The 12,528-nt window shown below is 59.6% G+C and carries 13 protein-coding genes; 5 read left to right on the forward strand and 8 right to left on the reverse strand.

Features of this window, described 5'->3' with window-relative positions:
* Positions 1–49 precede the first annotated feature (49 nt).
* Complete coding sequence (locus U9R61_RS17035) at positions 50–1,342, forward strand: adenylosuccinate synthase (RefSeq protein ID WP_322490010.1); 1,293 nt, start codon at positions 50–52, stop codon at positions 1,340–1,342.
* Between the two features lie 41 nt (positions 1,343–1,383).
* On the opposite strand, the gene U9R61_RS17040 is transcribed toward U9R61_RS17035, so the two are convergent.
* The 7 genes from U9R61_RS17040 to U9R61_RS17070 all read right to left on the reverse strand — a co-directional run bounded on the left by U9R61_RS17040 (position 1,384) and on the right by U9R61_RS17070 (position 6,512).
* Positions 1,384–2,169, reverse strand: a complete 786-nt coding sequence (locus U9R61_RS17040) for a nucleotidyltransferase family protein (protein WP_322490011.1) — start codon at positions 2,167–2,169, stop codon at positions 1,384–1,386.
* A gap of 56 nt (positions 2,170–2,225) precedes the next feature.
* Positions 2,226–2,966 (reverse strand): prepilin peptidase, encoded by a 741-nt coding sequence (locus U9R61_RS17045; protein WP_322490012.1) that lies wholly within the window; start codon positions 2,964–2,966, stop codon positions 2,226–2,228.
* Positions 2,963–3,820, reverse strand: a complete 858-nt coding sequence (aroE, locus tag U9R61_RS17050) for a shikimate dehydrogenase (RefSeq protein WP_322490013.1) — start codon at positions 3,818–3,820, stop codon at positions 2,963–2,965. The genes U9R61_RS17045 and aroE overlap by 4 nt, the downstream gene beginning before the upstream one ends.
* Positions 3,799–4,881 carry an endolytic transglycosylase MltG gene (mltG, locus tag U9R61_RS17055; RefSeq protein WP_322490014.1) on the reverse strand — a complete coding sequence of 361 codons (1,083 nt, stop codon included), beginning with the start codon at positions 4,879–4,881 and terminating at the stop codon, positions 3,799–3,801. The genes aroE and mltG overlap by 22 nt, the downstream gene beginning before the upstream one ends.
* 153 nt (positions 4,882–5,034) lie before the next feature.
* A complete protein-coding gene (locus U9R61_RS17060; protein ID WP_322490015.1) occupies positions 5,035–5,571 on the reverse strand; it encodes a hypothetical protein in 537 nt (178 codons plus the stop codon).
* Between the two features lie 79 nt (positions 5,572–5,650).
* Positions 5,651–5,875, reverse strand: a complete 225-nt coding sequence (locus U9R61_RS17065) for a hypothetical protein (protein ID WP_322490016.1) — start codon at positions 5,873–5,875, stop codon at positions 5,651–5,653.
* Complete coding sequence (locus U9R61_RS17070; RefSeq protein WP_322490017.1) at positions 5,868–6,512, reverse strand: SAF domain-containing protein; 645 nt, start codon at positions 6,510–6,512, stop codon at positions 5,868–5,870. The genes U9R61_RS17065 and U9R61_RS17070 overlap by 8 nt, the downstream gene beginning before the upstream one ends.
* Positions 6,513–6,947: 435 nt before the next feature.
* On the opposite strand from U9R61_RS17070, the gene thrC reads away from it, so the two are divergent.
* The 3 genes from thrC to rlmD all read left to right on the forward strand — a co-directional run bounded on the left by thrC (position 6,948) and on the right by rlmD (position 10,567).
* The gene (gene thrC / locus U9R61_RS17075) at positions 6,948–8,276 is read left to right on the forward strand and encodes a threonine synthase (protein WP_416208866.1); all 1,329 of its coding nucleotides are present in this window, start codon (positions 6,948–6,950) and stop codon (positions 8,274–8,276) included.
* 41 nt (positions 8,277–8,317) lie between these two features.
* Positions 8,318–9,292, forward strand: a complete 975-nt coding sequence (locus U9R61_RS17080; protein ID WP_322490019.1) for an STAS domain-containing protein — start codon at positions 8,318–8,320, stop codon at positions 9,290–9,292.
* A gap of 84 nt (positions 9,293–9,376) precedes the next feature.
* Entirely contained in the window at positions 9,377–10,567 is a 1,191-nt protein-coding gene (gene rlmD, locus U9R61_RS17085; RefSeq protein WP_322490020.1) for a 23S rRNA (uracil(1939)-C(5))-methyltransferase RlmD, read from the forward strand.
* A 93-nt stretch (positions 10,568–10,660) separates the two neighbouring features.
* Here the strand turns inward: rlmD and U9R61_RS17090 are convergent, their stop codons facing one another.
* The gene (locus tag U9R61_RS17090; protein WP_322490021.1) at positions 10,661–11,392 is read right to left on the reverse strand and encodes a plastocyanin/azurin family copper-binding protein; all 732 of its coding nucleotides are present in this window, start codon (positions 11,390–11,392) and stop codon (positions 10,661–10,663) included.
* Between the two features lie 114 nt (positions 11,393–11,506).
* Here U9R61_RS17090 and U9R61_RS17095 point away from each other — a divergent pair, with 114 nt between their 5' ends.
* Positions 11,507–12,418, forward strand: a complete 912-nt coding sequence (locus tag U9R61_RS17095; protein ID WP_322490022.1) for a DMT family transporter — start codon at positions 11,507–11,509, stop codon at positions 12,416–12,418.
* The last annotated feature ends 110 nt before the right edge of the window (positions 12,419–12,528 follow it).

Below are 12,528 nucleotides of genomic sequence, written 5' to 3' on the forward strand. Positions count from 1 at the left end.
AGCGGGAATTGACCGGCGTGATGTGTGCAATCCAACAGGGAGAAGAACAATGCCTGTGCTTGCCTTGATCGGCGCTCAGTGGGGTGATGAGGGCAAAGGCCATCTGGTTGATTTGTTGGCCGCTCGCGCTCGTTTGGTGATTCGCTATGGCGGCGGCAATAACGCCGGCCATACCGTGGTCAACCATCTAGGCACGTTTAAATTGCATCTGGTTCCCTCCGGCATCTTCGATCCGGGGATTGTGAATGTGATTGGCCCCGGCGTCGTGATTAATCCTGAAGTGCTGATCAAAGAGATTGAAGACCTCGAGGCGCGGGGTGTTTCGACCGCCAAGTTGTTCGTCAGCGATCGCGCCCACGTAATTATGCCCTATCACATTCAGCTCGATCAGTTGCAGGAAGAGGCGCGCGGCGAGGGCCGCATCGGCACCACCGGGCGCGGGATTGGGCCGGCGTATGCCGATAAGATGAGCCGTTCCGGCATTCGGATGGGCGATTTGCTGCACGAAGAGACGTTGCTCAACCGGTTGCGCACCGTGCTCGAAGAGAAGAACCGGATCTTAACCAAGCTCTACAATGCCCGCCCGCTCTCGCTGCACGATACCTATTTGACCTATCTCGAATATGGCCGGCGGTTGGCGAATCACATTACTGATGTGCATCCCATCATTCACCGGGCGCTCGACAAAGATTTGCCAGTGCTGCTGGAAGGGGCGCAGGGCGCGTTACTCGATATTGATCACGGCACCTACCCCTTCGTGACCTCATCGCCTCCCGGCGCTGCCGGCGCATGCCAAGGCAGCGGGATTGGCCCCACCCGGATCAATTCGGTGATCGGGGTGGTGAAGGCCTACACCACCCGCGTCGGCGAAGGGCCGTTCCCGACCGAAGTTGATGGGCCGGTGGCCGATGCGTTGCGTCAGATTGGCACGCCGTGGGCCGAAGTTGGCACGACCACTGGCCGGCTGCGCCGGGTGGGTTGGTTTGACGCGGTCATGGCTCGTTATGCGGCGCAAGTGAACGGGATCGATACCTTGGCGATTACGAAACTCGATGTGCTGGATGGGATCGAGACGCTGAAAATTTGTACTGGCTATAAACTTAATGACGCGGTACTGGAGTATCCGCCGACCACAACCGCCATTTTGGCGCAGGTCGAGCCGGTGTATGAAGAGCTGCCGGGTTGGACGGAATCAACGCGCAACGTGCGCCGGTTTGCCGATTTGCCCGATGCGGCGCAGACCTATGTGGCCCGCATCTGCCAGTTGGTTGGCGCACGGCTGGGGATTGTGTCGGTCGGCCCCGGACGTGATCAGACGATCATGGTCGCGGATGTGTTTTGATCGGGTTGGGTTTGCGGTAGTTGGATAAATGTACCCTCAGCTCATGGGGTGAGGCAGGGTGGCGCGCCGTTAGATGCCGTCACAGCGGCCCATCCGGCTGGCGTGCCGATATCGAGCGCGCTGCCCTGCGGAAATGTCACCCCGTCAACGCGCAATCCGCATGCGATCGCTGCTTGAAACACAACGCCGATATGCAACTCGACGCGGTGAGGTTCCTGCTGCCGGGCTAGCCGGTCGGCTGCCACGACCTCGGCAAGCACGCCGGTTACCTTTGGCGACCAGATCGCGGCCATCCAAGTCCATCGCAGGCTCGTCTGAGCAGGTTTAATCTCGACTGCCGTTACTCGGCGGGTGTCGCCATCGAGCGCCACCATGTCGGCAGTTTGGGGGTGATCGCAAGGAAAAAGACCAAGGGTCAGATCGGGTTGGTGCGCCGTGTGATGGGCAACTAAGGTCGCGTAGACATCATCAGGCGCAAGAATGACATCAGGCAAGCCGAGGGCAACCGTCTCGCCGGCAAGAAAAGGCAGCGCCGCCGCAAGGGTATAAGCGGCGCCGTGCGGTTCATGCACCGTTACATAAGCCAGATTCGGCCCGAAAGCGCGCCCATCGCCTAAGTAAGCGGGAATATCCCATTTGCCCGGGCGCACCACAATCAAAGCGCGTTCGATACTGGCGCGTTGCCATTGAGCGAGCAGATAGGTAATAACCGGACGCGGGCGCATACCATCGGGAGTAACGAACGCGCCAACCGGCAAAAGCTCTTTGCTGCACGGTAAGGGGCCAAGTCGCGTTGCCATCCCACCTGCCGGAATGAGACCGATCATAGCGATGCCTTGCAATTACTGGTGCAAACGCGCCTCATATCAAGCAATGCCGAATCTTACCATTGGTAATAGCCAAGCGCAACGTAGATCAACACGCCGAGACAGAGGTACGCGCCGTAGGGCAGATATTCCGGCGTCGCACGGCCAAGCCGGCGGGCAATCAAGATACCGGCGGCGACCAAGCCGGCCATAAAGATGCCGTAGATGAGGGCCGGGCCGAGGTGGCGCAAACCGAGCGCCGCGCCGATAAAGATGGCAAGGTAGACATCACCCAACCCAAACGGGGCCGATTTGCTGGGAAACAGCACCAGCGCCAGCAAGTAGAGAAACAGGAACCCCACCCCGCCGATCAACCCGCCTAAGAGCAATTCGCGCCATCCTGCACCGGCGAACGACCCCCAGATAAAGGCGATCAGCGCCCCTCCCAGAATGACAACGGTGTAGATCCAGCGGTAGAGCCAATCAACCACGCCGGTGACAATCAAGACCGCGCCGACAAAGGCCAGATACGGGAAGAGCGGGCCAAATCCGTAGAGGTCGTACAACCGCCACAACCAGATAGCGCTGCCGATTTCGACCAGCGGGTAGATGATCGGCAGCGGGCGGCTATCGGCAGCCTTGCCGCGTTGCAAGACCCACCCCAGCACTGGCAGCAACTGCCACCATTGCAGCGGTTGGCCGGTGCGAATGCAGCGCGGCCAGCCGAGCAAGCGTTCCTCGCGGGGCAGGCGGATAATCAGCACATTGAGCAAACTTCCCAGCACTAGACCAACAACAACGACGAGCAGATCGATCATGGACCGTGCTCCACCCCAAACGCGGCTTGCCACATGATTGCCCGCGGCGCTGGGCGACCCGTCCAGCGTTCAAAGGCGAGGGCTCCCTGTTCAACCAACATCCCGCGGCCATCACGCACCCGCGCGCCGCGAGCGGCGGCAGCGCGCAAGAGGGCTGTCTCGCGGTAGACCATATCGTAAACCAGACACTGTGGGCCGACCGGCGGATCAGGCAGCGGGGTTTCGTCGTCGCGCCAACCCAAGGCGGTGGCGTTGATCAGTAGGGTACAGGCGGCAACAGCCTCGGCGACGGCTGGATCGGCCAGGGCCAACGCGCGCGCGCGCAGCGCCGGTTGGTTCGCGGCGGCAGCGGCGGCGAGATCAACCGCGCGCATCAAGCTGCGGTTGATGATGGTGAGACCGGCGACGCCGGCATCGGCCAGTGCGAAAGCGGCGGCGCGCGCCGCCCCTGACGCGCCGAGAATCACCACCTCTTGCCCGGCGGGTGACCATTCGGCGGCGGCTAGATCGACCAACAATCCCGGCGCATCGGTGTTGGTTCCCAACAGCCGGCCATCAGGTTGGCGCACGATGGTATTGACCGCGCCGATGCGGGACGCCAGCGGGTCAAGCTCATCGAGCAGCGGCATCACCGCCTGTTTGTGCGGCAAGGTGACATTTGCGCCAAGGAACTGCGGTTGGCGCAGCTCGGCGATGCGGGCCGGCAAGTCAGCGGCAGTCGTCTGCACGGCGCGGTAGCGGGCAGCAATGCCAAGCACCGCCAGCGCCGCGTTGTGCAGCGCCGGCGAACGGGAATGGGCCACCGGATCGCCGATCAACATAATTTCAGCCGTTAGGGTCGATTCTGTTGACACGCCAACCACTCCGCTTCATAAGCGCGAAACTCTTCGATCGTTGTCGCGAACTTATGCGAACCGTCGAGTTCGCAACTCGCGACAAAGAATAGATACGGCGATGACTCGTCCGGTTGGGCCGCCGCAGTGAGGGCGGCAAGGCCGGGGGCGGCGATGGGCCCCGGCGGCAAGCCCGGCGTAATGCGCGTATTATACGGGCTTTGGATCGCTAAATCGGTCACGGTTAAGTTACGCTTCCACCACGTACCTCCAGTGGCGTCGTAGCCGATGGCATACTGGACGGTGGCGTCAGCACCGAGCAAGCCGCCGCCGAACGTCGGGGCATACTGGGGCTTGAGCCGGTTCCAGAAGACGGCGCTGATCTGAGGCATCTCGCTGAGCAAGGCCGCTTCGCGTTGAATAATCGAAGCCATGGTCACAATCTGATGCACCGTCACCCCCGGTACGCGCACCGATCGCTCGATGGTGCTGTACTGTTGAACAAAGCGATCAAGCAGCTTGCGCACGATTGTCTCGGCGTCAGCCGAGGGAGCGAAGCGATAGGTATCGGGGAAGAGATAGCCTTCGAGCGTCGCGCCCGCTGGCAAGCTATTGAGCAAGAAATAATCGGCGCGGAAGCGGTCGCCATCGCGCACCACAGCCAAAAATTCGCTCTCGCTGACCAGACCGGCGGCGGCGATGATGCTGGCAATCTCTTCAAGGCGCAGCCCTTCGGGGATCGTAATCTGAACGTCGTTGACGACGCGCCCGCTCTGCAAAACGATCAGAATCTCGCTCATCGTCATAGCGGGGCTCAGCACATAGCGCCCGGCCTGTATCTGTTGATCAAGACCGCGCCAACGCACCAGCGCCCGAAAGAGGGCCGGCTGGCGGATCAGACCGGCCTCGCCGAGCCGGGTAGCGATGTCGTTGGCCGTTTCGCCGGGGGCGACGACAAACTCAACCGGAGTGCCGGATGTGGCCGGCGTTGCGCGCAATTCGCTGAGGAAGATATAGCCGGCGCAGGAAACTACCAACGCCAGCAGCGAAAGGCCGAGTAACAGTGCGCGGACATGCCGCATTGCGCTAACCTCCCTTGCGCCGCGGTCGGCGCAGCGTATGCAATGGTGCGGTACGGGCGGATGCTGCCCATCAGTTGCCATTGTACACTGACATGGGCAACGCTGCGCGATGATTGTCGTGCAATAACGACCGGCGTATTGGTGTTGCACTGGCTACGCGCGATGGTAATCATCGCATCGGTGAGCGGCGGTTGCAACCAATGTTTCGGCGAGACTGGCGGCAAGCGGCGGTTGCAACCAATGTTTCGGCGAGACTGGCGGCAAGCGGCGTTCGCTCCCACGGCGTCGGCGTGATCGCAGCCACCTTCGCTTGCAGTGCCGCCGGAGCGAGCGGTTCGGGGGCGGCAACCATTTCGATGTCGCTGCAATCGTGTGGACGATTGCGACCGTAAGTTCGAGCAGCGCAGCGAGCACGCGCTCGATCTGGGCGCCGGTCACTTCACCGGTGAGCTCCGGCGTGGTGGGGGCGAGCAGCACATCAACCCCAGCGGAGTGTCTTTGCATCACTGCGCCTATCAGTTCATCATCGATCTCGTCGCTGCGCAGTACTAGATCGGCCAGCGTATGGCGCGACCACAGATTCAGATGGGTGCCGACGTGACCAAACTGCAAGGCCAAATCGGCCAAGGCCACTCGGCTGCCGCACACTCGCCACCAGCTCGCTGTAGCGTACCGGTTTGACCAACACATCGCGGGCGCCGGCCAGCATCAACCGGCGGAGGCTCGCCATATCCTGCTGCTCGACGAGCGCAATGCACACGACCGAAGGCTAGCTGGCGTAGATTTGGCTGATCAGTTGTTCGGTCTGCGCCACCGGTCGATCGACAATCACCATGTCGGGCCGCGTTTGCCACACCAATTCCAACCCGCTGGCGGCGATGCCTACCCGTTCGAGCCGGTTGGTATCGGGTTCGGCAGCCAGTCGCCGGATCCAATCGGCATCCAGTTGATCGACGCCGGTGAAGACCACAATCCGCATCGAACGCTCATTCACGCACCTGCTTGATCAAAATCGCCTCAGTCGGATCAACCAGCAACAGCAACAAGACCGGCGCCGTTTCGCTGCCATTGGTAACGGTGGGATGGATCACGCGAAACACCTCGATATTTTGCAGGGTCACACCGGTGGCGATAATCGGATCACGCTTTGGATCAACTTCAATCGGCACACTCATGGTCGCCGGGGCGAATAATGTGAGTTCAGCCAGCAGATCAAGCACGAGGAAGACGAACAACGCTTTGCCAGAGGGGATTTGGCTGCTGATCAGCGCATCGGTGGCGCTGGCGAGGCTGTGCGCAGTAAAGAATTCACCCGCGCCAATCGGCGCGATCGTGATCTGGTGCTCGAGTTCTTGCGGTGAAGGAATCGCCGTGGGCGGCACTAAATCGACTGGAAACTCTTTTAAGACCAGATCAGCGCTGCTGATCAATGCTTCCATTTCCAGCGAGCGCGCCGCGACTGGGATCGGGATAGTGGCTGCTGACCGTTGCGCAGCAAGCTGCACCTTTTGGCGGGCCTGCTCGATGGCGCGCAGCTCTTGTTGCCGGATGAGGTAAAATACGAGCAGTCCTGTGCTCATGGCGAGGATTGCGCCAAGACCGATGAAGAGCCAACCGTATCGCCGATTCACCGCTGTTCTCATTGACCAAGACTGATTACCGATAATGAGAAATGCCTGTTATGTTGGCAACCGTATCATAGCGAGTGAAGGCGCATTTGTGAATAACAAATCCTTTAATCAATTTGCATTATAACCTGAAAAATAAATATTTTAGTATAACAATAGGATTATTTGTTGATTGAACTTGTTAATACGAGAAAATTGCAAAATCATGACAGCGATCTTAGGATACTAGAAAGCAGAAAATCGTGTCTTAATCATTGATAACGTATGGAGAGACAAGGAAACTTGTCATGACGACTTGTCTACGAGGATTAAACGTAGGTGTAATACGTCGCAGATGGGATGCTTCTTTGATGAGAGGACTGATAACTTGTTAGCGTCGTTCACAATCTCAGCCACCAATCGCAAGCACTATATGAGGAATATGAGGAGCGCATGACAATGTATCACGCATGGTTTGCCGCTCAAGACGATCCCAACGAGCGGTACCCGTTGACAGAAGTGGTGTATTACAGCCGGTCAGGCGGGTTGCTCGAGGTGCAGCACGATATGGCTGCGCTGGCCCAACGCAGCCCGGAAGAGTGGAAGCGGCTGTTTGATGAGCGTTGGATGCGAACCGCGTGGCCATACGGCAGTGGCGTGTGGGGGAAGAAGGAGTGGGTCTGCCCGATTGTTTCTGACGACAACGTGGTCAGTATGTTTGAAGGCGGCACCAATCTCTTCTGGGCCGAGCGCTTTGGGCGTGAGATTGGGCTGGATGACCTTTGGATCAAGATGTGCGGCAATTCACACACCGGCTCGTTCAAAGATCTCGGTATGACCGTGCTGGTCAGCGTGGTCAAGCAGATGATCAGCGAGGGCAAACCGATCCGGGCGATTGCCTGCGCTTCGACGGGGGACACATCGGCGGCGCTGGCGGCGTATGGCGCGGCGGCTGGCATTCCGACGATCGTGTTCTTGCCGAAAGGCAAGGTGAGCATTGCCCAGTTGGTGCAACCGGTCGCGCATGGCGCGCTGGTGCTGGCGCTCGATACCGATTTCGATGGTTGTATGCGGATCGTGCGCGAGATTACGGCCAACCCTGACAACGGCATCTACCTCGCCAATTCGCTCAACTCGCTGCGGGTCGAGGGCCAGAAGACGGTTGGGATCGAGATTGTGCAGCAGTTTGATTGGGAAGTTCCAGATTGGATCATCATTCCCGGCGGCAATCTCGGCAACACCTTTGCGCTCGGCAAAGGTCTGTTAATGATGTATGAACTCGGTCTCATCAACCGGTTGCCGCGCATTGTGACCGCGCAAGCGGCGAATGCCAATCCGCTGTACCGGTCATATCTCACCGGGTTTCGCGAGTATGAGCCGATCAAGGCGCAGCCGACCGCGGCGAGCGCCATCCAGATCGGCGATCCGGTGAGTATTAATCGCGCGATCAGCACATTGCGCCGGTTTAATGGCATTGTGGAACAGGCGACCGAGCAAGAGCTGGCCGATGCTGCGGCCCGCGCCGATCGCACCGGTGCGTATACCTGCCCGCACACCGGTGTGGCGCTAGCCGCGTTGATGAAATTGGTGCAACGCGGCGAGATCAGGCGCAGTGATCGCGTCGTGGTGATCTCGACAGCGCATGGCCTCAAGTTTAGCCGCTTTAAAGTCGAGTATCATGAGGGCACATTGCGCGATGTGGTTGGTCACTATGCCAACCCGCCGATCGAATTGCCGCCCGACATTGATGCCGTGCGCCGCGCGATTGGGCAGCGGTTTGGGGAATGACGCCAAGGAGGCGTTACTCGCCTATCAGCGAAGGAGGTTATGTGAGAATCGATCAACGCCAACTAGCTTTCGCCCTTCTTGGCGGCATGGCCGGCTACACATTGGTGCGCGGGTTGCTGAACATTATCTTCGGCGATCCGCTGCAAATGATCGTCTTAACGTTCATCGTCTCGGCGATCTTCGGCGTGGCGACGTGGCTCTACTGGCGGGGTTGGGAAGGGGCACGCTTTTTGGCCACGGCTGGCGTTACGCTCGTCGTAGCGTTTGGCTTGCCGCTCAGGCAAGAAACGCTGGTGCTCTTTACGCCGCTGGCGTTTGCGGTGGCAATCACTAATACGCAATGGGTGGTCGGGGTTGGGTTGGCGATGCTGGTCATTTTGCTTGGTCGCGATATTGCTGAGGGCGCGTTCGATAGCGTCTACGCCAGTCTTGCCGTCGGGGCCAGCTACCTCGTCCAAGTGACTGTCTTTGCTGCGGCGCGCTTTGCGCTTGATACGGCCCGGATTGAAGCCGAGCGCAACGCCGCGCAAGCCGAAGCCACTAAGGCGGAGATCGAGGAGCGGGCAGCGGCGATCGAGCAACAACGGCGTGAGCTGACCGAGCAAAACCAGCGCCAGCAAGAGTTACTCGAGCTGGTCAGCCAGCTTGAGACGCCAGCGGTGCGAATTGCCGAGGGGGTGTTGCTAGCGCCGCTGGTAGGCGGGATCGATAGCCGGCGGGCGAGCAAGATCACTAGCCGGTTACTCGAACTGGTCTATGAACGGCGGGTGAATCTGGTGATTCTCGATGTGGCCGGCGTGCCGGTGATCGATACCGCGGTCGCTAATGCGCTGACTCAGACGGTGCGGGCGTTGCGTTTGCTGGGTTGCCGGGTGACGTTGACCGGCATTTCGTCGCAGGTGGCGTTGACCTTGACGCACATTGGGATTGAGTTGCATGAGCTGGAAGTGGCGGCATCGCCGCAAGAGGCGTTGCAGCGTTGGCTCAGTGAGCAGGATACATTGGCGCGCAATTAGCGTCATGGGTTGAATTGATGCGGCTAAGACGGTTGGCTGTGGTGAGAAAAGTGTCAGCAGCGCGGCTGGATGTGAGCATCTGTTATGACATTGACCAGTAAGACGCTGCGCAAGGCGATTGTTGACCGGGCATTGGCTGGTCAACCTACGTCGCCATTGTGCCCGCATGCGCGGGAATGCGGCGGGTGCGCATTTCAGGATCGAGCGTATGCCGATCAAGTGGCGGCAAAAGCTGCCGTCTCACGCGAACTGTACGCGAGCGGCGGGATCAGGGTTGATGAGTTTGAGGTGGTGCCCTCGCCGAACCCATTTACCTATCGCACCCGGATGGATTACGTCGCCACGAAGGGGCGCTTTGGCTTGCGAGCGCGCGGCAAGTTCAACTATATTATCGAACTTACGACGTGCCATTTGATCCCACCGGAAGCGTTTACCGCGGCGCAAGCGGTGTGGCGGCGCGCTGGCAAGTTAGGTTTGCCCGATTACGATATTCGGACTCATAGCGGTTTTTTGCGCTATGTGGTGGTGCGGCGCAACCCAAACGACGAATTGCTGATCGCGGCGGTGACGGCTGCCGGCGGTGATGAAGCAACGATGGCTGCGCTGGCGGAGACAGCGCTGGCCCAGCCGGGGGTGGTAGGCTTTCACTGGTTGGTCAACGACACGCTCACCGATCTGTCGTTTGGCGAGCCACGCCGGCATTGGGGCGTTGCCGAGCTGGCGATGCGCATTGGCGAGATGGTCTGTTTCGTTGGCCCCAATACCTTCTTTCAAAACAATGTCTATCTCGCGGAGCGGTTGATTGGCGATGCGGTTGCGGCCGCGGCGGTTGAGCCAACCATGCGAGCCGCCGATCTCTACGGCGGCGTCGGCGCGATTGGGTTGCATCTGGCCCGGCGGGCCGCCAGCGTCGATTGCGTTGAAGCAGTGGCGGACAGCGTCGCGTTGGCGCAGCGCAATGCGATTGCCAATGGTGTTGCCAACTTGCACCCGATCTGCGCCGATACGCTGGAGTACTTGCGCTCGCAGCCGGCAGGCAGCTTGCCGGTGATCGTGGCCGACCCGCCGCGCACCGGCTTAGGGCCGCAGGTGTGCCAAGAACTCCTCAGAATTGGGTCGCAGCGGATGGTTTACGTCTCGTGCAATCCGCTCACCCAAGTCGCCGATCTCCAGATATTAACGACGGCGTACCGCGTGATCAGCCTGCGCGGATACGACATGTTCCCGCACACGCCGCATGTCGAGGCGATTGCGGTATTAGAGCGGGCAGCATAAACTAAGCGCAGCGGGATGCTGGCGTACCCAGCACCCGCGCCTGCGTTCTGCCCGAGGGAGGCTATGGCAAGCTTGCCAGCCTCAACCTGACGTTTACTGCGTCACCGTCAGCGTGCCCTTCATGCCCGCCAGATAGTGACCGGGGAAGGTGCAGATATAGAGATAGGTGCCGGGGGACGGCGTTCGGAAGGTAACGCTGCCGGTTTGGCCAGTATTGAGCATCGCCGTCCACGCCAAAGCGCCGGGCGTACCGGGCGGCGGCACGAAGAGGGCATCAGCGTTTGCCTGCGCAGCGTTGTTCACGGCGGCGGCCACATCATCACCGCCATTGACCAGCACCCAGTTATGCTGGACGCCGAGATTATTTTGATTAACGAAATCGAGCTTGACCACCGTATTAGCGGGTGCGCTCAGTGCAGTCTGGGCGAATGCCAAAGCATTCGGATCGGGTTGAATCTCGATAGTTTGGGCCGGGGTTTCGTTCACCACATTGGCACCGCCAGCGGCGTTGGTGCCTTGAGCGGCTGGGGGTTGGGTTGGTTGGGTCGCGACCGGCGCCGCAGTGGGGCGGGGGGTGGCGGTGGGGCGGGGGGTAGCGGTGGGGCGCGGCCCAGCGGCGACAAAGCCACCCTGATTGGCGTTGAAGGCGATCATGATGATCAGTGCGATGAACCCAAGGCCAAACGCCAACCCGATCATCACGCTCAGGGGCGGCCCACCGGCGCTGCCGCCTGAGAAGCTTGAGCCGCCATTGCCGCTGCTGCGGCTACTACTACCACTGCTGCGCGAACGAAAACTACTCTGTCCGGAACCTCGCCAGCTCATCTGGAACCTCCTTGTCGTTTGGCCTGATATCGTGATATTCGGCACAGACCATAGTTTAGCATAAAATGAGAGCTTGATAAACGTGGGTTTTATACTGAAAGAAAACGACTCTGCATGAACAGCCACATCACCGTTTCTTCCCGTCTCGCAACCATTGCTCCGTTCCTGTTTGTGCTGCTCTGGAGTACCGGATTTATAGGGGCGCGTTTTGGGTTGCCGCACATCGAACCATTCACCTTCCTCAGCATCCGCTTTGTCCTCGTGTTACTCATTCTGGGCGGCTTGATATTGATCTTTCAGCAGCCATGGCTCTCGCAACCTCGTGCCTACGGGCACAGCGCAATTGTTGGGGTGCTGCTCCACAGCGGCTATTTGGGCGGGGTCTTTTTTGCGATTGATGGCGGTATGCCAGCCGGCCTCGCGGCGCTGATCGTCAGTTTGCAGCCGATCTTGACTGCGCTGATCAGCCAATGGACGCTCGGCGAGCAGATCGCATGGCGGCAATGGTTAGGGTTAGCGCTGGGTTTGATTGGCGTAGCGGCGGTCGTAAGTGATAAACTGATGGTAGCCGGGCCGCCACTAGTTACACCGGTAACGTTGACAGCGGCGATCATTGCCCTGCTGGCAACCACTGCCGGCACCCTGTACCAAAAACGGTTTGGGACCGGATTGCCGTTGCTAAGCAGCACGTGGACCCAATATTTGGGAGCGCTGACGGTGACGGCGCCGTTGGCGTTGCTGTTTGAGAGTCATACGATTGATTGGCAGCCGGCCCTGATTGGAGCGTTGCTATGGTTGACGCTCGTCTTATCAATCGGCGCGATTTTACTCTTGATGCTCTTGATCCGGGCGCGTTCAGCGGCGCGGGTATCTAGTCTGTTTTATCTGGTGCCGCCGGCAACCGCAGTCGAAGCATGGTTCTTGTTTGGCGAGCAGCTGGGTTGGCTGGCGGTTGGCGGGTTGGTCATCGCTTCGGTTGGGGTAGCGTTAGTGGTGATAGCGCCGCCGGAGCCTAGCCGCCGGTAGAGAAAAGGCAGTAACCAATGTTGTCAGGATTTTTTAATCAGAATTGCCCGATTCGATGCACCACGGTTCATAGGAAAACGTTCAATCGAGTATGATAATACTTAACCGAT

It is taken from the genome of Chloroflexus sp. (genome assembly GCF_034431535.1).
Classification (GTDB): domain Bacteria; phylum Chloroflexota; class Chloroflexia; order Chloroflexales; family Chloroflexaceae; genus Chloroflexus.

Excerpts from the sequence above, each read along its gene's own strand:
- U9R61_RS17035 (WP_322490010.1), top strand. The coding sequence starts at position 50 with ATGCCTGTGCTTGCCTTGATCGGCGCTCAGTGGGGTGATGAGGGCAAA.
- U9R61_RS17040 (WP_322490011.1), bottom strand. The coding sequence starts at position 2,169 with ATGATCGGTCTCATTCCGGCAGGTGGGATGGCAACGCGACTTGGCCCC.
- U9R61_RS17045 (WP_322490012.1), bottom strand. The coding sequence starts at position 2,966 with ATGATCGATCTGCTCGTCGTTGTTGTTGGTCTAGTGCTGGGAAGTTTG.
- mltG (WP_322490014.1), bottom strand. The coding sequence starts at position 4,881 with ATGCGGCATGTCCGCGCACTGTTACTCGGCCTTTCGCTGCTGGCGTTG.
- U9R61_RS17060 (WP_322490015.1), bottom strand. The coding sequence starts at position 5,571 with ATGTGTTGGTCAAACCGGTACGCTACAGCGAGCTGGTGGCGAGTGTGC.
- thrC (WP_416208866.1), top strand. The coding sequence starts at position 6,948 with ATGTATCACGCATGGTTTGCCGCTCAAGACGATCCCAACGAGCGGTAC.
- rlmD (WP_322490020.1), top strand. The coding sequence starts at position 9,377 with ATGACATTGACCAGTAAGACGCTGCGCAAGGCGATTGTTGACCGGGCA.
- U9R61_RS17090 (WP_322490021.1), bottom strand. The coding sequence starts at position 11,392 with ATGAGCTGGCGAGGTTCCGGACAGAGTAGTTTTCGTTCGCGCAGCAGT.
- U9R61_RS17095 (WP_322490022.1), top strand. The coding sequence starts at position 11,507 with ATGAACAGCCACATCACCGTTTCTTCCCGTCTCGCAACCATTGCTCCG.